The sequence below is a fragment of the Micromonospora sp. NPDC049204 genome, from assembly GCF_040647935.1.
Classification (GTDB): Bacteria; Actinomycetota; Actinomycetes; order Mycobacteriales; family Micromonosporaceae; genus Micromonospora.
In genome coordinates this window covers 139,075-157,094 of sequence record NZ_JBEZDC010000011.1, presented here as the reverse complement: position 1 = coordinate 157,094, position 18,020 = coordinate 139,075, and the positions used below count along the sequence as shown (strand labels likewise).

Genomic DNA, 18,020 nt, shown 5'->3' with positions numbered 1-18,020 from the left:
CTGACGTGAAGGTATGGATTCCGAACCAGGCCGGCCTGAAGCTGATGGGTGAGCTGCCCCCGGATGTGACGGTCGAGGTTCTGGAGCACGCCGACCGGTTGCCCTCGGAGGTGGCGGACGTCCGCGTCTGGGTGCCACCGTTCCTGACCGGCACCGACGCGACGGCGCTGCTGCGTGAGCTGCCCGACCTGGCGGTGGTGCAGTTGCTCTCCGCCGGGGCGGACGCCTGGGCCGGCCGGACACCTCCGGGTGTCACCCTCTGTGATGCCCGGGGCGTGCACGACCCGTCCACCGCCGAGTGGGTCGTCACCGCGATCCTCGCCCAACTGCGGGCGTTCCCGGCGTTCGTCCGGGCCCAGGCCGACCGGCGCTGGGCGAACCAGGGGAACACCCCGACCGACGAGCTGACCGGCAAGCGGGTGCTCATCGTCGGCGCCGGTTCGATCGGCACCGCGGTGCGCGACCGGCTCGCCCCCTTCGAGGTGACCTTCACCCTGGTCGCCAGGACGGCCCGCCCGGAACAGGGGGTGCACGCGGTCGAGGAGTTGCCCCGGCTGCTGCCCGAGGCGGACGTGGTGGTGGTGCTGGTGCCGCTCACCGACCAGACGCGTGGCCTGATCGACAAGGACTTCCTGGCCGCGATGCCGGACGGGGCGCTGCTGGTCAACGCCGCCCGTGGGCCGGTGGCACACACCGAGGCGCTCGTCGCCGAGTTGGGCACCGGCCGGATCTCGGCCGCGCTGGACGTCACCGACCCGGAGCCGCTACCCGCCGACTCTCCGCTCTGGCTGATGCCGAACGTGCTGCTCACGCCGCACGTGGCGGGCTCGGTGCGCGGCCTGCTGCCGCGGGCCTACCGCCTGGTCGGTGACCAGGTTCGCCGGTTCGCCGCCGGACAGCCGCTGATCAACGCGGTCGTGGACGGCTACTGACCGGACACCTCAGTTGGCGTGGGGCAGCGTCTGACCGGTGGCCGAGATCAGCCGGGGCAGGTCCGCGCCACGGACGGCCGGCAGGGTGATTTGCTGGCCGTCGTCGAGCCGGGCGACGGCCCTCCCGCGCTGGTCGGCGGTCAGCTCGACGACCCGGTCCCAGGTGACGCGGCGTTGCCCGACCAACGCGCGTATGCGTAGTTCCCGCGCGTCGGCGTCGGTGCCGGCCCGCCAGGCCCACACCCCGACGGCGAGCGGGACGAGCAGCACCGGCAGCAGGTAGGTCCGGGCGTTCGCCAGGGGCAGGGCGCCGATGAAGGCGATGACCGAGGCGACCAGGATGGCTTGGTTGTAGCGGAAGCGGACCGTGTCGGGCTTACTCACCCTCCGATGATCCCACCCCGGACCGGTCCGGCTCGCGGCGGGCGGTGCCGAGGGGGTGGTACGTCGTACAGTGACACAGGTCATTGCCTCCTCTGGGTGACCGGCACGTAACCGATGTGGCCGCCGATCGTTCACAATTGTTGGACAGCGGACCAGGAATGGTCGATGTCCCGCACCGTCGTACCGCCCCGTGCCCCCTCACGAAGGCGACCGCCGTGCTCCTCGCGTACCCGTTCCGCGTCCTCGCCCCCCGCCGGGCACTGGAGACCGCCACGTCCGCGGCGGTGGCGCTGCTTCTCGTCGCCGGTGCCCTCGACCTGGTGCCGACTCCGGTGGTGATCGCGCTGGCGGCTGGCGCCGGTGCCACGCTCGCCGGGGTGCGGCTCTCCCGGCTGGCCGTCTCGCGTCGCGTCGACAGCCCACTGCGGCGAGCGGGCGTGCTGCTCGACGCGGCGGTGGTGACGGCCGGTCTGACCGCTGTCGCACTGCCGCTGGTCGCTGGCGGGCACACCGTCACTGTGCTGGTCGGGTCTCTGGTCGTGGCAGCTCTCGCCGGGGCGGGGCTGTGCCGGCTTCCCGGCCGGACGCGCCCGTCCGCCGGGGTCCGGCTGCGCGGGCTGGTCGAGTCGAGCGGCCCGGCCGTCGGGTTGGCTCTCGCCGGTTGGCTGCTGCTACCCCGTGCCGGTCCGCCGGTTCCGCTCCGGCTGGTGGCCGCGTTGGCGCTCGGTGGGCTGGGCATGGCCGCGCTCACCGCGTTCGCCGGGCCGCGGCGACGTACGGGCACGGCGGTCTGCCGGGGCGGTGTCCTGCTCACCCTGGGTGGGCTGGTGCTGCTGGCCACGCTGCCGTCCACGCCGAGCGGGCGGGTGACCCTGCTGGCCGTACCCCCGCTGGTGCTCGGAATGTTGCTGGTCGCGGTCGGTGCGGTCGACGCGGCGGACGCGGGCGACGGCGAGCCGGTGGAGCCGATCGGTTCGGCGTGGCCGCGGTCGGTGCTCCCCGCCGCGGTGCTTCTGCTGGCGACGGCTGTGCATCTGGCCGCCGGCCGCGCGCCGGATCGGACGAGCGTGTTGCTGGCGCTGGCGGCGGTGCCGCCCCTGGTGCTGCGCGAGCTGCTGCGAGCGGGTGACGCCCCCACCTCCGCGCGTCCCGCCGCCCATCGCCGACCCGCCGGCAGCGCGGTGCGGCACCGCCACGCGGTCCCACCACGCTGGCTGGGTCATCTCCCGCTGGCCGATCCCGCACACGACAGGCGCGACCCGGCTGACCCGGTGACCGCGCACGGCACCGGCTCGGCCTGGCCGGCGGAGGAGGACGCCGGCTGGTCGGCGCTGAACCGGCGGCCCGCTCCGGCGGGAGGTGGCGCGCCCGGTGACCGGGCAGCCCTGCTGGACGCCCTCGCCGCGATCGGCGACGTGCCGGCACCGTCAGGTGCGCTGCTGCTGGTGGACCTGCACGTCACCGACGGGATCAGCCCGACCGTCCGGGAGGACGTGCTGGCCGAGGCGGTGCACCGGGTCCGCGCCGTCATCGCTGCCGACGATCTGGTCACCGGCTGCACGGGTGCCGGCTTCGCCGTGGTCACCGCAGCCGGCCCGGTACTGGCGTACGCGCTGGGCACCCGGCTGCTGGCCGCGCTCGCCCCGCCCTACCCGATGGCCGGTGCGGAGGTGCGGGTGCAGACCAGCATCGGGCTGGCCGAGGTGAGCGGTGACCGGCCGGCGGACGTGCTCCGGCAGGCCGAGCTGGCCCGACGGCGGGCCGTGCAACTGGGCCGGGACCGGGTCGAATGGTATGACGCGTTCCTGGAGGAACAGCTGGTACGTCGGCTCGACCTGGAACGCGAGTTGCCGGGTGCGGTGGCCCGTGGCGAGTTGGATCTCGTCTACCAGCCGGTGGTCGACCTGGCCGACGGGCAACCGGTGGGTGCGGAGGCGCTGCTGCGCTGGCGCAGCCCGGTGCTCGGCACGGTGCTCCCGGCGGAGCTGTTGCCGGTCGCCGAGGACCTGGACCTGGTCGGCGAGTTGGAGTGGTGGGTGCTGGACCGGGCCTGCCGGCAGTTGTCCGACTGGTCGGTGGGCGTCCGGGAGTTGTGGATGGCGGTGAACGTCACGACCCGGGAGCTGACGACACCCGACTTCGTGCAGCGGACGGCGGCCGTGCTGGCCGCGTACGGGGTGCCACCGGAGCGGCTGGTGGTGGAGGTGAGCGAGCCGAGGGTGGCGGGTGACCTGCCGACAGTGGTGGCCCGGTTGGCCGGGCTGCGGTCGTTGGGCGTCCGCACCGCGTTGGACGACTTCCGGGCCGAGCACGCCTCGTTGGCCCAGCTCCGCCGGCTGCCGATCGACCTGCTCAAGGTGGGCCCGGAGGTGGTGGGCGCCCGGCCGGACGGGCAGCCACCGCTGATCGACGTGGTGGTCAACGTCGGTGAGCGGCTGGGCGTCGAGATCGTCGCCGAGGAGTTGGAGTCGTCGACGCAGGTCGAGGTGGCCCGCCGGGGCGGCTGCCGGTACGGGCAGGGGTTCGCGCTGGCCCGCCCGGCGACGGCCGAGCGGGTGGAGGCGTACTTCGAGGAGTTTCCCTCCGCCTCCCGCTGAACCGGTTCATCTCCCTCGGGGCGGTGGTGCGGTGCTGCCCCGCGGGGTCAGGCGCGGTGTCTCGTCCTGCACCCGGCTCACCGGCTCCCCGCCAATGACGGCGAGCAGCTGCCGGGCGGCGTGCGCGCCGTACGCCGAAATGTCCCGGCCCAGCGCGGTCAGCGGTGGGTGCACCAGCCGGCACAGTGGCGAGTCGTCCCAGGCCACGATGGACAGATCACCGGGCACGGTGAGCCCCATCTCCTGGGCCACGGAGAGCCCCGCGATGGCCATCACGTCGTTGTCGTAGATGACCGCCGTGGGCCGCTGGGCGGCGCTGAGCAGCCGGCGGGTGGCCCGCCCGCCCTCCTCGCCGCTGTAGTCGGACCAGACGGTGACCGCGTCGACCAGGCCGAGCCGTCGACACACCGCCGCGAACGCGTCGGTACGGATCTCGGTGTGCCGCAGGTCGGGCAGGCCGGCGACCCGGGCGATCCGCCGGTGCCCGAGCGCGACCAGGTATTCCACCGTCTCGGTCAGCGCTGCCGCGTCGTCGGACCACACGCTGGCCAGCGCACCTGTGCCACCGGGGCCGCCGATCACCACCGCGGGCAGTTGAAGCTGCTCCAGGGCGGGGATGCGGCGGTCGTCGGTGCGCAGGTCGCAGATCAGCACCCCGTCCACCCGACGTTCGCCCCACCAGCGCCGGTAGACCGCGATCTCGGCGTCCGGGTCGGCCACCACCTGGAGGGTCAGCGCGTACGAGCGGGCGGACAGTTCGGCCTCGACGCCACTGATCAGCGCCATGAAGAACGGCTCGATGCCGAGGATCCGGGCCGGCCGGCACAGGGCCAGGCCGACCGCCCCGGCGGTGGCGGCGGAGAGGGCGCGGGCGGCGCTGCTGCGGCTGAAACCGATCTCCGTGGCGATGGCCAGGATGCGCTGCCGGGTGGCCTCGGAGACTCCGGGCTGCCCGTTCAGCGCGTACGACACGGCGCCCTTGGACACCCCGGCGTGCCGGGCGACGTCGGCGATGGTCGGCCGCTTCACCGGCGTACTCCTTCGCTCTCGGGCCGTTGACAGTCCGAATTACCGAACCGTACGGTGGCTCAGCTTATCCGGTTCAGTAGGCGTCTTTCGATGCAGAAGGTGCGGTGCGGAGTTGAGCCGACAGGCACTCTACGACGGTTGGACCCTGCGGGCGGCATCCGAAGCGGAGGTGCCCGCCGACATCGCCGGGCGGGCCGTGCCGGCGACCGTACCCGGTTGCGTGCACACCGACCTGCTCGACGCGGGGTTGATTCCCGATCCCTACCTCGACGACAACGAGCTGGCCGTGGCCTGGATCGGGCGCACCGACTGGCACTACCGGACGAGCTTCCGACGCCCGACCGGCGACCACGACCGAGTGGACCTGGTCTGCGCCGGCCTGGACACCGTCGCCACGCTCACCGTCAACGGCGTCGAGATCGGCCGCACCGCGAACATGCACCGCGGCTACCGGTTCGACGTCCGCGCGCTGCTGCGCGACGGCGACAACGACCTGTCCGTGGCGTTCGACTCCGCGTACCGCTACGCCGAGGCGCAGCGCGAGCGGCTCGGCGACCGGCCCAACGCGTACCCGGAGCCGTTCCACTTCATCCGCAAGATGGCCTGCAACTTCGGCTGGGACTGGGGGCCGACCCTGGTCACCGCCGGCATCTGGCAGGACATCAGCCTGCACGCCTGGTCCACCGCCCGGCTGGCCACCGTCCGTCCACTTGTCACCATGGACGGCCGCGACGGCCGGGTCGAGCTGCACGTCGACATCGAGCGGGTCGCGGACGTGCCACTCACCGTCCGGGCCGTCGTCGCCGGCGCCCACGCCGAGACGGTCGTCCCGGCCGGGCAGCGCACGGCCGTGCTGATCCTCGCCGTCCGCGAGCCCGCGCTCTGGTGGCCCCGGGGGTACGGCGAACAGGCCCGCCACCCGATCGAGGTGACGCTGCACGCGCCGGACGGCGACACCCTGGACACCTGGTCGCACCGGATCGGCTTCCGCTCGGTACGACTGGACACCACTCCCGACGACCACGGCACCCCGTTCACGCTGTCGGTGAACGACGTCCCGGTCTTCGTCCGCGGGGTCAACTGGATCCCCGACGACACGTTCCCCACCCGGATCACCCGGGACCGGCTCGCCGAACGGTTCGACCAGGCCGCCGAAGCCAACGTCAACCTGCTGCGCGTCTGGGGCGGCGGCCGGTACGAGTCGGCGGACTTCTACGACCTCGCCGACGAGCGTGGACTCCTCGTCCAGCAGGACTTCCTCTTCGCCTGCGCCGCGTACCCGGAGGAGGAGCCCTTCGCCAGTGAGGTGGCCGCCGAGGCCGCCGAACAGGTGACCCGGTTGACGCCCCACCCGTCGCTGGTGCTGTGGACCGGCAACAACGAGAACATCTGGGCCTGGCACGACTGGGACTGGCAGTCGGCCCTCGCCGGCCGCACCTGGGGGCGCGGCTACTACCTCGACGTGCTGCCCCGGATCGTTGGCAACCTGGACCCCACCCGCCCGTACTGGCCGGGCAGCCCCTGGTCGGGCACCGAGGCGATCCACCCCAACGACCCGGCACACGGCACCACCCACATCTGGGACGTGTGGAACACCGACGACTACACCAAATACCGGGAGTACGTGCCGCGCTTCGTCGCCGAGTTCGGCTACCAGGCCCCACCGACGTACGCGACCCTGCGCCGGGCACTGAGCGACGAACCCCTGGCGCACGACTCACCCGGCATGGCCCACCACCAGAAGGCGGCCGGCGGTGACGTGAAGTTGCAGCGTGGCCTGGACGCGCACCTGCCCGCCCCGGCGGACTTCGACGACTGGCACTACCTGACGCAGCTCAACCAGGCCCGGGCCATCCAACTCGGGGTCGAACACTTCCGCTCCCACCGGGGCATCTGCGCGGGCACCATCGTCTGGCAGCTCAACGACTGCTGGCCGGTGACCTCCTGGTCGGCCGTCGACGGCGACGGCCGCCGCAAACCCCTGTGGTACGCGCTGCGCCACGCGTACGCCGACCGGCTGTTGACCGTCCAACCCCGCGACGGTGGGCTGGTCCTCGTCGCGGTCAACGACGGCGGCACGACCTGGCGGGCGTCGGCCTCGGTGACCCGGCTGACCCTCGACGGGGAGCCCCGGGCGAAGATCTCCGTCGACCTCGACGTCCCGGCGTACTCCTCGGTGGTGCTGGCGCTGCCGACGGACCTGGTCCGGCCGGACGACGCCCGGCGGGAGCTGCTGCTCGCCGAGGCGGGGGAGACCGCCGAGCGGGCGCTGTGGTTCTTCGCCGAGGATCGGGACGTGGAGTGGCCTGTGGCGGCCTGGGAGGCGGCGGTCGAGCGTTTCGACGGCGGTCAGCGGGTCCGGGTCACGGCCGGGACGGTGCTGCGCGACCTGACGCTCTTCCCGGACCGGCTGGACGGGTCGGCCACTGTGGACGATGCGCTGGTCACGCTGCTGCCCGGCGAGTCTGTCACCTTCACCGTGCGGGCCGACGGTCTGTTGGACGACGCGGTCCTCACCACCCGACCGGTGCTGCGCTGCGTCAACGACATCGGCTGATGCCCGCGTCGCAGCGCTGCGTTCGCGCTTGATCGCGCTCGATCCATGTTGTAGTGGCCTCGTTCGACAGGGAGGCCACTACAACCATGTTCGAGCACGATCAACGTGCGGTACCGCCGTGCTCGAACAACTACCGCGAGGCGTTCCCATGCGGCCCGACGACCTGCCGTACCCGCCGAGCGTGGCCGCCGCCCTGGCCTGGCGTCGGGACTACCTGGCCGCCGCCGTCGCGGGAGCCGGCAAAGGGTCCACATCCACCAAGGATGACGGACCGTAAGGCGGCCTGTCCGCTCCGGCAACCTTTGCCGGAGTATTGACACTTATCGTCCTGATGTTTTCCTTACTCGTGGTCACCTAGCCTTCCGGTGTTCCTCACCTGACCGTGATCGATCCTGGAGGTTGCAACGTGCGGATCAACGGACGGCTGCTCGCGCCGGTCGCGTTGGCGTTGGTGCTGGCGACCGCCGCCTGTGGTCTGGCGTCGACGCCGGCTTCCGGGGGCGCCGACGCCCCGCGTCCAGGTCCGAGTGAGTCGCGCCCCAGCGATCCGCCGACCTCCAGCCCGAGTCCGGAGATCCCGACCGACGCGGAGATTCCCACCAGGGCTGCCGGCACCTTCACCACCGCCACCGGCAACGGTCGCGTGATCGGTACGGGTAAGAAGCGGGTGCGCTACAGCGTCTCGGTGGAGAAGGGGATCGCCTGGGGTGGCATCCCTGCCTGGAAGCCGGACCGGTTCGCCGAGAGCATCGAGCAGGTGTTGGCGGCGCCGAACGGGTGGGCCGATTCGGCGCAGCACCCGGTCACCAACGAGGCGGTGAATCTGACCCGGGCGTCGTGGTCCTTCCAGCGGGTGGGCGGTGGACGTGTCGACGTCGATGTCCGGCTCGCCACGCCGAGGACGGTGGACCGGCTGTGCGGTGCGAGCGGCGTCGACACCGAGGGGGTCTACTCCTGCAAGTACGGCAAGACCATCATGATCAATCTACGGCGTTGGCTCCAGGGCTCACCGGGATACCCGGTCAGCATCGAGGATTATCACGCCGGCGTCATCAACCACGAGTTCGGCCACTTCCTCGGCTTCGCGCACATGAAGTGCGGCGGGCCGGGCAAGCCGGGGCCGGTCATGATGACCCAGACGATCGACCTGGGCGGGTGCCTGCCCAACGTCAGTCCGTTCAGTGCGAACGGCACGTTCATCAGCGGCCCCTGGGCACCGTCCTGATCGGGCGACCCCCAAGGCGACCACAGAGACGGCGCTGCCCGGCCGGTGAGTCTCCTCGCCGACCGGGCAGCAATCCGGTGCTGGTCAGGTGCCGGTGGTGGTCATGCCCTTCAGCATCTCGGCCAGGTCGGCGGTCTCCGCTGCCGGCGGCGCCTCGATGGTCACCGCCTTGCCGTAGTCGGTGTAGTCGATGACCATGTCGCCCATCTTGCCCATGCCCAGGGCCGCCCGACGCGGCCGGTACTGCTCGTCGACCCACAGGTCGACCTTGATGTCCTTGACGCCCTGCTGGGCAAACATCTCTTCGGTGCTCTCCCGCCGCTTGGAGTCGATCTGCGCGAGGTACGTCGCCACCGGCGTGGTGACGGTGTAGTGGACGGTCGGCGCCCCGTTCACCGTCTCCTGCCCCACCACCGTCGTGCCCTCGATGGCGAGCAGCGTCTTGACCTGCTTGATCGGGTCCATCTCTTCGAACTGCTTGCTGAAGTCCGCGCCCGCCTTGCTGCCGGCCACCGCGGTCAGATCCATCTTCACCCAGCGCTTGCCGCCCGTGTTCGCGCGGTCCTCCGCGGGAATCTCGACGAAGAACACCGTGCCGATCATCCGGACGGCGACCGTGGTGCCCTCCGGGTCGGTCACCGTCATCTCGGCCTTGGGAGCGCCACCCAGGTCCAGGACACCCTGCATCGAGATCTGCTGACCGCTCATGGTGCCCGTCATCTTCACGGTCACCGAGTCGGTCTTGGTCGTGGTGTCGACCGTCTTCTGCAGCGACCCCTTGAGATCACTGGCAAGCAACTCCAGGACGCCGGGCTGCTTGTCCGGCGTCTCGGTCGACCCACCCTGCGGGCCACAGGCGACGCCAGTCAGCGCCGTGAGCGCCGCGACCGCCACCCCGGCGGTCTTCTTCCACAATGCCACGTGCACGCTGTTTCCCCCCGTAGGAATCTGGGTCCTCCCAGATAGATCGACGCCACGCTAACCCATGCGGTCGATCCGAAGGTACCGCCTTTCGCCGGCCCGTCCGCTCTACCCGGGCACTCATCGGCGCCGTCGCCGGCTGGACCGTCGGTGGCCGCCGCACTGCGACGGTGCCGGCTGATGTCTCGGGCCATGGCCAGCTCGTCACCCAGTCCGCTACTGCTGCCGGTCGCGGGAAACGCCGGAACCCAGTCGGGTGTCGGCATCGTGGCCCCAGTCGTTCAGAGCACTCTCCACCTCGTCGATGGTGATGCGGGTGGAGATTCCCCAGTGCGGGCGTGCGGCGTTGAGCTTGGCCGCCAGGGATTCCAGCATTGTCACCTTCGCGTAGGGCCAGGGGCCGTTCGCGACGAACAGTTGCGAGTACCGCACCGTGTCGACGATCGCCGACTTGATCTGCTCATGGCTGAGGTAGGCACGGAGGTCGGGCTGCCAGCCCGCAACGTGCTGCGGAGGCATCCTCGCCGACCAGCGAAGGAGCAGCTCTTCCCGCTCGTCGTCCACATAGTCCATTTTGTGCAGGTGTACGGCCATGTCGTAGACGGGATCGCCCCAGAGCGCCAGCTCCCAGTCGAGAAAAACGCTGCCGCCCTCGTTGACGATGATGTTCTTCCGATGAACGTCGGCGTGCACGCAGACCGAAGGCCGTGCGGTCAGCGTTGACCAAATCTCCGTCAGGCAGGCCAAGGGCTGGTCGGGTATGTCGAAGCGGGCGAACAACGGCCGGTACTGCTCGGCGAAGGTGTCATAGACCCATTGGGTGAGCGAGGTCAGCCGTCGGGCGAACGCGGCGCTGTCGGCGTCTGCCGGCCACTCATCCGGTATCGGGGGAAGGGCAGCACGGGGTACGTCAACAAGTTGCAGGAACAAGTCGGCAACGTCACTCAGCACGTGTCGCGGACACGGCACGCCACGCGGTGCGATGTCGTTGAGCACCGCGCCCTCGATGAACTCGTGAATCTGGAACGGAGGTGCGGTGGAAAGGTAGACCAGCCGGGGCGCCCGGGCCACGTAGGGGGCTATTGCGGGTAAGAGCTCCTGCTCGTGCCACAGCCGTAGATCCATGACATCGGCGCCCTCGATCGGAATCCGTACGATGACTGACTCCGTGCTGAGGTCGACGCGGACGTTGTGGTTGTAGTACCCGGCTGCGGCATCGAGGCGAGTGCGTGCCCGCTCGTAGATGTCGGACCATGTCATGGTCATTCCTCCAGGAGTGCTGTCACGATCCGGCGGCTACGGCCCTCTAACGCTGACAGCGAGTCCAGAGCATCGATCCGCTCACGAGCGACGGTTGCTGCCGTGGTGATCCTCTCGTCGTGCAGGCCGCTGGCGGCGAGGAGCTGATCAGCCAGCACGATGAGCGTCGGATAGACCTCGGCCTCGATGAGTTCGGCAACGGCCCACCGGGCCGCGGCCAATGCGGAGTCCAGGTCGTTGAGTCGCGCGTAGAGGAATGCCCGGAACAGCTCGGCCCGGGCGCGACCCGACCGGTAGCCGGCAGCGTCCAGTGCGGCGGCGGCTGCGCCGAAGGCGAGACCTGCGGCCTCGTAATGGCCGAGCCGCGTCCGCGCTATCGCCAGCCCGGTGAGCACCTTGCCGAGCTCGTGTTGCGCACCCATGTTGCGTTGCTGCTCGATTGCCTCGCCAGCCACGCGCACTGCCTCGGCAGGATCGGTCCAGGCCAGCAATTCCACCCGGTTGGTCCGCAGGTTGGCCAACCCGACCACCGTGTCCGCCTCCTCATAGAACGCCCAGGCGCGGTGCCACTCGCGCCAGGAGGAGTCGAAGTCGAGCGCGAAGCGGTAGCCGAGGTGGAGTAACCGGCTCACGTCACCATGCAAAAGCGGGTCGTCGGCGGTGTTCTCGGCGAGGATCTGGTTGGCCATGGTGAACGCGTCCCGGCACCGGCCCTGCCACATCTCGATATCGGCGAGGCAGATCCCAGCCCGGTGCCGGACGGGTCCGCTGTGCTCCTGCCAGACCCGGGCGTAAAGGAGGCGAGCAGCCTCCGTTGCCCCCGCAATCCGCCTGCCGTGGGCGGCAGCGATAGCCAACCGGGCCTGAACCACTTCGTCGACCGGCCAGTCCACCTCGGGAGTGATCGCCGTGGCCGATGCTGCGTCTCCCAGCACGATGGCGGCCTCGGCGTCCATGCAACGCAACGCCGCAGTCAGATCCTCGTCGGACCGAGCATCGACCACCTCCGCCAGATCCTGTCGTACACCGTCGAAGGCCTGCTTGCCACCGCAGTTCAGCGCTTTGTCCGCGTAGGCGAGCAGTCCCGCACCGGAAACGAGACCGGAATGCAGCGCCGAGTAGGCGCCCTCCCGAATGGCGCGGGCCCGCGTCGCAACGCCATCCTCTGTGCGTTGGGCCTGCTCCGAGCGAACGTCCCAAATGTCTCGCAGGAGTGCATGCACGTCGCGGGTGGTAGCTGCGGAGACGTGCGTGCTGAGGGCTGCTCGCATCAGTTGGTGCAGTCTGCGGCCGTGCGCGCCGGACGGGTAGACGAACGAGTAGGCGGTGAGGGATTCCCAGGCCGGCCGGTGCTTCGGTAGGTCGAAGGCCCGGGTGAGCGCCCGGAAGATCTCAAAGTCGAAGAGCCGTGGAACGCTCAGGAGCTCGAGGGTGCGCACCTCGCTGCTCTCAACGTGCTGAAGGAAACGCTGCACGATCTCTTCGGGCGAGACTGCGAGGGGACGCCCGACTGCGGTCTGCGTGTCGATCGCCAGATGCAGGTAGAATGGCAGGCCGGCGCTGGCGTGTGCGATCGCGAGCTGGTCCGTCGTCTCGGTGACTCCACACTCGGTCAGCAGGTCGATCCGGGCCTTCATCGGTAGGCCGCCCACGTGGCGCACGCGCGTCACTGATGCCCAGGTCGAGTCGTACACCTGCCAACTGAGCGGCTCCCGGCTGGCTACGACCACCAGTCCGCGGTCGAGTTGAGCCACCAGGTCGCGCAGCCAGGCGTCGGCGGTCGCGGAGCGACCTGCTTGCGGTGCCGCGCGGCTGATCGCTTCGTAGGCGTCAATAAAAATCGCGTAGGGGTGATCCTCGCTGGCCTCCCGAAGATCCTCGGCGAACAGGTAGGTGACCGCGTCGGCGAGGTCGACGCTGGACAACTCATCCAGCGAGCGCAACGTCTCGTCGATTCTGATCCGCCGCCGCCGACGCGCACCGGACGCGGCCTTCTCTGCTAGACGGAGAAGGCTCACGCCGGTGCCGAAAACGGGAATCCCCGACGCCGTGTCGAGGATCTGTGTCAGCGCCTCGCTCTCGTCGATGAAGGGCAGTTCCGCCGGGTTCAGTCGCAAATGAGGGTGAAGTCGCTGCCAGAAGACCGCGTAGCCGATGTCGAACCGGTCGAACTTGACGCCTTGTCGACCCAACTCGACGCGGAGCACGGCCAGGGCATCTTCCTGCTGACGCAGAGCCGGCACTTGCAGATCCAGAACAGCGGTCCGGTGGGTTTTTGCCGGTGTCCGGTCCCGAAGTTCCCGGAGCAGGCGGGACTTTCCGATGCCACCAACCCCGACCAGGTTGAGGATCCGTACGCCGGCCCCGGCAGCCGCCAGTTCGTCGGCATAGTCGGCCAGGATCGACTCGCGGTTGACGAATGTGCGGCGGAGAGCGGCAACCCGACGAAACCTCGGCTTGAGGGTCACCAATCCTCCTTCTACCGCACATCGAACCGATGACGCTCGTGACTGTAGCGATCGATGGCAATGCGAGCAGTCCCATTTCCGCTACTGTCAGCGACAGCTGTGCCTCTGTCGGCTGAGCAGGGGAGGGCACGCCTGGGTGCACTGATGTCGCCCTACCTATACGGGACGGGTTCGGCCTGATCGACACGAGATTGCTGATATCGGGATGTCCGCCTACAGGGGACACCCCGATATCGCTGAACTCGTGTCGATCGGGCAGACGTGGCCGCGCGGCGTCCCTACTCCGGGACGCGGCGGTAGGCACCGTCGCTGGCCGAGGTGGCCATCGAGGCGTACGCGCGCAGGGCCGCCGACACCGGCCGCTGCCGATCGGTCGGGGTGTACGGCTTGTCGCGCTTCTCCTCGGCCACCCGTCGCGCCTCCAGCTCGTCGGCTGGCACGTTCAGCTCGATGGACCGGGCCGGGATGTCGATGACGATCTCGTCGCCCTCGCGGACCAGGGCGATCAGCCCGCCGGAGGCCGCCTCGGGGGAGGCGTGGCCGATGGAGAGCCCGGAGGTGCCGCCGGAGAAGCGGCCGTCGGTGAGCAGCGCGCAGGACCGGCCCAGCCCGCGGCCCTTCAGGAACGAGGTGGGGTAGAGCATCTCCTGCATGCCCGGCCCGCCCCGGGGGCCTTCGTACCGGATCACCACGACGTCGCCCGCAACGATCTCCTTCGCGAGGATCGCGGTCACCGCGTCGTCCTGCGACTCGTAGACCTTCGCCGGGCCACGGAAGGTCAGGCAGTCGTCCGGCACGCCGGCGGTCTTCACCACGCAGCCCTCCGGTGCCAGGTTGCCGTGCAGGATGGCCAGGCCGCCGTCGGCGGAGTAGGCGTGCTCGCGGTCCCGGATGCAGCCACCGGCCGCGTCGGTGTCCAGCGACGACCACCTGTTGGTGGTGGAGAACGGCTCGACGGTACGCACACCACCGGGCGCCGCGTGGAACAGCTCGACCGCCGTCGGGGTCGGGGAGCCGCCGCGCACGTCCCAGTCGGTCAGCCACTGGGCCAACGAGGGGGAGTGCACGGCGTGCACGTCCCGGTTGAGCTGCCCGGCCCGGTCCAGCTCGCCGAGGAGCGCGGGGATGCCACCGGCCCGGTGCACGTCCTCCATGTGGTAATTCGGCGAGTTGGGCGCGACCTTCGCCAGGCAGGGCACCCGCCGGGAGATGGCGTCGATGTCGGTGACGCCGAAGTCGAGCTCGGCTTCGCGGGCCGCGGCGAGCAGGTGCAGCACCGTGTTGGTGGAGCCGCCCATCGCCACGTCCAGGGCGACCGCGTTCTCGAAGGCGGCCTTGGAGGCGACCGTGCGGGGCAGCACCGAGTCGTCGTCGCCGTCGTACCACCGCTTGGAGATCTCCACGACGGTGCGGCCGGCCTCGACGAAGAGGGACCGGCGCGCGGCGTGGGTGGCCAGCGTCGAGCCGTTGCCGGGCAGCGCCAACCCGATCGCCTCGGTGAGGCAGTTCATCGAGTTGGCGGTGAACATGCCGGAGCACGAGCCGCAGGTCGGGCAGGCGGAGCGTTCGATCTCGCCGAGCTGCTCGTCGGTGACCGAATCGTTCGAGGAGGCGATCATCGCGTCGATCAGGTCGATCTTGCTGTGCACGACGCCCTCGATCGCCATCGTCTTGCCGGCCTCCATCGGGCCACCGGAGACGAAGACGGTCGGGATGTTGAGCCGCAGCGCGGCCAGCAGCATCCCGGGGGTGATCTTGTCGCAGTTGGAGATGCAGACCAGGGCGTCCGCGCAGTGCGCGTTGACCATGTACTCCACCGCGTCGGCGATCAACTCACGGCTGGGCAGCGAGTAGAGCATGCCGCCGTGACCCATCGCGATGCCGTCGTCGACCGCGATGGTGTTGAACTCCCGGCCCACCCCGCCGGCCTCGGCGATCGCGTCGGCGACCAGGCCACCCATGTCCTTGAGATGGACGTGACCAGGCACGAACTGGGTGAAACTGTTGGCGATGGCGACGATCGGCTTGCCGAAATCGTCGTCGGTCATCCCGGTGGCCCGCCAGAGGGCCCGGGCGCCGGCCATCGTCCGACCGTGTGTGGAGGTCCTCGACCGCAGCTCAGGCATACGTACCAGCATGCCACCGTCGCCGCGCTTACCCTCCCGCGTATGCGCCGTGTCCCAACAGTTGCACACCCAGCCCCCCACGGCGTGCGTCGATCCGGCACTCTTTAAGGCGTGCAACTCCCCCCGGGCATGGTCGCTGTCGCGGGGCTCAGCGGGCTCGTCGCCGCTGCGGCCGCCGTGTTGCTGACCCTGGTCGCCCGGCGGCGCACCGGGCCGCGTCGACCGGCACACGTGCTGCTCGCGGTGGCCGCCGGGGTCGCCCTGCTCAGCCTGCTGGCCGGGGTGGTCGCCGCGCTCAACGCCAACCCCCACTGGACCCACGAGCAGGGGCAGCGCACGGGCTGGGCGACCGTGGTGGCGATCGGCACGGCGGTGAGTGGGCTGGCCTTCGCCGCCGGGCTGCTCCGGCTGCCGGGGGTGGCGGCCACCGCGGCGGGCACGGCCCGGCTCGCCCTGGACGGGCTGGTGATGGCGGCGGCGCTGTGGTTCGTCGGCTGGGTGCTGTTCTCCGAGCCCACCCGGTTGCTCGGCGCCGCCACCCCGACTGCCTGCCCGGCGATCCTGGTGGTCACGGTGAGTGCCGCGCTCGGTGCCGGGCTCGCCGTGATCGTCATCTTCCGGGCTGCCGCCCCACGTCGACGGCTCGCCGCACTGGGCGTCGGCGTCAGTGCGGTCAGCTGCGGCGGGATGGGTCTCAGTGCCGGGCTCTGCCAGACCGGGCCGACCATGGCGTTCACCGGCGCGGCAGTGCTCGCCGCCGGACTGCTGACCGTCGCGCTCGCCGTGCACCGGGCCGACCGGCCGGGGCAGGTCGAGGTGGATCTGATCGGTCGCGACGGCGAGTACGCGATCGCCCCGATGGTCGCGATGGCCGCCTCGGCGATGTATCACCTCGCCCAGAACGGCCGCTTCACCGCGGCGGGCATCGTGGCCGGCAGCGTGGAGGGCTTCGCCCTGGTGGCGCGGCAGTACCTCACCCTGCGCGACGTCCGGGGGTACGCGAGCCGCCTGGCCGAGCGGGAGGCCCACTTCCGCGAGCTGGCGCACACCGACCCGCTGACGTCGTTGGCCAATCGGCGCGGACTGCTGCGCGCACTTCACGACAGCGCCGCGGCGGGCACTCCGTGCGTGCTGCTCGGTCTCGACCTGGACGGCTTCAAGAACGTCAACGACATGCGCGGCCACGACGTGGGTGACGCCGTGCTGGCCGAGGTCGGGCGGCGGCTGCGGAGCAACCTGCGCCCCGGCGACGTGGCCGCCCGGTTGGGTGGCGACGAGTTCGCCGTCCTCATGCAGGGCCGCCCGGCCGAGGCGGACCGTGTCGCCGAGCGGTTGCTCGGGGTGGTCAACCGGCCGTACGACGAGCCGGAGGGGCCAGTCTTCCTCTCGGTGAGCATCGGGGTGGCCGGTTGGGTCGGCGAGCCGGACGTGGACCTGCTGCTGCGCCACGCCGACCTGGCGTTGCGCTACGCCAAGCAGCGCGGCAAGAACCGGATCGAACGCTACGACGCCACGTACGACAAGCTGCTGCGCCGGCGGACGACGGTGGAGCACGAGCTGCGCGGCGCCATCGATCGCGACGAGCTGCGGTTGGCCTTCCAGCCGGTGGCGTCGCTGCCGTCGGTGCGGCCGGTGGGCGCCGAGGCGCTGTTGCGGTGGCACCACCCCGAGCTGGGCAACGTCGGCCCGGACGAGTTCATCCCGCTCGCCGAGGAGTGCGGCATGATCGCCCCGCTGGGTGCGTGGGTGCTGCACCAGGCCTGCTACCAACTGTCCCGTTGGCTGGCGGACGGCCACGACGTCTGGGTGTCGGTGAACGTCTCTCCGCGCGAGCTGCACGCCCCGGAGTACGTGGTCCAGGTCGCCGAGGCGCTGCGGGCCCACCACGTGCCGCCGCAGCGGTTGGTGCTGGAGGTCACCGAGCACGCGGTCGCCACCGACCTGGACGAGCTGATCCGGCGGCTGACCGCCCTGCGGTTGACAGGTGTCCGGATCGCGCTCGACGACTTCGGGGCCGGCTACTCGTCGCTGGGGCAGCTGCGCCGGCTGCCGATCGACATTCTGAAGATCGACCACAGTCTGGTGGCCGAGCACGAGCCGGTCCGGCCGGTCGGTCGGGACGGTCCGGCGTTCGCCCCGATGGTCGACATCGTCATGCGACTGGGCCACCAGTTGGGCCTGGAGGTGATCGCCGAGGGGGTGACCACGCCTACCGAGCTGGCCGCGGTGGTGGCCGCCGGCTGCCGCTTCGGCCAGGGCGCGCTCTTCGGCTGGGGGGTGCCGGCCGAGCACCTGGAGGCGATGCTGGAGGCGGCCACCTCACCGGGTGCACGGCCCACGCCGGTGCCCCCGCCACGCCGGGTTCCGGGCGGTTACGCGCAGGTCAACCCGGCTGCCGATGGCGAGTCGCCGGGCGACTCGCCGACGTCCGTTGACCAACATGTGGGAGCAGTTGACTCATCGCGTGAGATGCGTCAGGCTTAGCCGCATGTCGTCGTACCGGTCGCTGCGAGTACTTACC

General features: G+C 70.6%; 12 protein-coding genes. 6 read left to right on the top strand and 6 right to left on the bottom strand.

The window, feature by feature from the left end:
- Nucleotides 1-5 precede the first annotated feature (5 nt).
- Entirely contained in the window at nucleotides 6-932 is a 927-nt protein-coding gene (locus tag AB0A90_RS21655) for a 2-hydroxyacid dehydrogenase (protein WP_357250667.1), read from the top strand.
- 9 nt (nucleotides 933-941) lie between these two features.
- On the opposite strand, the gene AB0A90_RS21650 is transcribed toward AB0A90_RS21655, so the two are convergent.
- Nucleotides 942-1,316 (bottom strand): PH domain-containing protein, encoded by a 375-nt coding sequence (locus tag AB0A90_RS21650; RefSeq protein ID WP_357250664.1) that lies wholly within the window; start codon nucleotides 1,314-1,316, stop codon nucleotides 942-944.
- A gap of 215 nt (nucleotides 1,317-1,531) precedes the next feature.
- Between AB0A90_RS21650 and AB0A90_RS21645 the strand changes: the two genes are divergently transcribed.
- Nucleotides 1,532-3,913, top strand: coding sequence for an EAL domain-containing protein (locus tag AB0A90_RS21645; RefSeq protein WP_357250662.1), 2,382 nt, complete (start codon nucleotides 1,532-1,534; stop codon nucleotides 3,911-3,913).
- Between the two features lie 6 nt (nucleotides 3,914-3,919).
- Here AB0A90_RS21645 and AB0A90_RS21640 read toward each other — a convergent pair whose 3' ends face one another.
- Nucleotides 3,920-4,942, bottom strand: a complete 1,023-nt coding sequence (locus AB0A90_RS21640; protein WP_357250659.1) for a LacI family DNA-binding transcriptional regulator — start codon at nucleotides 4,940-4,942, stop codon at nucleotides 3,920-3,922.
- Between the two features lie 112 nt (nucleotides 4,943-5,054).
- Here AB0A90_RS21640 and AB0A90_RS21635 point away from each other — a divergent pair, with 112 nt between their 5' ends.
- From AB0A90_RS21635 to AB0A90_RS21625, 3 genes are all read left to right on the top strand, one after another.
- Nucleotides 5,055-7,499: a glycoside hydrolase family 2 protein gene (locus AB0A90_RS21635; protein WP_357250656.1), complete on the top strand. Its 2,445-nt coding sequence runs from the start codon at nucleotides 5,055-5,057 to the stop codon at nucleotides 7,497-7,499.
- A 148-nt stretch (nucleotides 7,500-7,647) separates the two neighbouring features.
- Nucleotides 7,648-7,776 carry a hypothetical protein gene (locus AB0A90_RS21630; protein ID WP_357250654.1) on the top strand — a complete coding sequence of 43 codons (129 nt, stop codon included), beginning with the start codon at nucleotides 7,648-7,650 and terminating at the stop codon, nucleotides 7,774-7,776.
- Nucleotides 7,777-7,905: 129 nt separating this feature from the next.
- A complete protein-coding gene (locus AB0A90_RS21625) occupies nucleotides 7,906-8,724 on the top strand; it encodes a DUF3152 domain-containing protein (protein ID WP_357250651.1) in 819 nt (272 codons plus the stop codon).
- Nucleotides 8,725-8,808: 84 nt separating this feature from the next.
- On the opposite strand, the gene AB0A90_RS21620 is transcribed toward AB0A90_RS21625, so the two are convergent.
- The 4 genes from AB0A90_RS21620 to ilvD all read right to left on the bottom strand — a co-directional run bounded on the left by AB0A90_RS21620 (nucleotide 8,809) and on the right by ilvD (nucleotide 15,499).
- Entirely contained in the window at nucleotides 8,809-9,651 is an 843-nt protein-coding gene (locus tag AB0A90_RS21620) for a hypothetical protein (RefSeq protein ID WP_357250648.1), read from the bottom strand.
- Between the two features lie 210 nt (nucleotides 9,652-9,861).
- Entirely contained in the window at nucleotides 9,862-10,905 is a 1,044-nt protein-coding gene (locus AB0A90_RS21615) for a phosphotransferase (RefSeq protein ID WP_357250646.1), read from the bottom strand.
- Nucleotides 10,906-10,907: 2 nt separating this feature from the next.
- Complete coding sequence (locus AB0A90_RS21610; RefSeq protein WP_357250643.1) at nucleotides 10,908-13,373, bottom strand: hypothetical protein; 2,466 nt, start codon at nucleotides 13,371-13,373, stop codon at nucleotides 10,908-10,910.
- 278 nt (nucleotides 13,374-13,651) lie between these two features.
- A complete protein-coding gene (gene ilvD / locus AB0A90_RS21605; RefSeq protein WP_357250641.1) occupies nucleotides 13,652-15,499 on the bottom strand; it encodes a dihydroxy-acid dehydratase in 1,848 nt (615 codons plus the stop codon).
- 111 nt (nucleotides 15,500-15,610) lie between these two features.
- Between ilvD and AB0A90_RS21600 the strand changes: the two genes are divergently transcribed.
- A complete protein-coding gene (locus AB0A90_RS21600; RefSeq protein WP_357250638.1) occupies nucleotides 15,611-17,983 on the top strand; it encodes a bifunctional diguanylate cyclase/phosphodiesterase in 2,373 nt (790 codons plus the stop codon).
- Nucleotides 17,984-18,020: the final 37 nt, after the last annotated feature.

Coding starts and splice junctions, on each gene's coding strand:
- AB0A90_RS21615 (WP_357250646.1), bottom strand. CDS start 10,905: ATGACATGGTCCGACATCTACGAGCGGGCACGCACTCGCCTCGATGCC.
- AB0A90_RS21630 (WP_357250654.1), top strand. CDS start 7,648: ATGCGGCCCGACGACCTGCCGTACCCGCCGAGCGTGGCCGCCGCCCTG.
- ilvD (WP_357250641.1), bottom strand. CDS start 15,499: ATGCCTGAGCTGCGGTCGAGGACCTCCACACACGGTCGGACGATGGCC.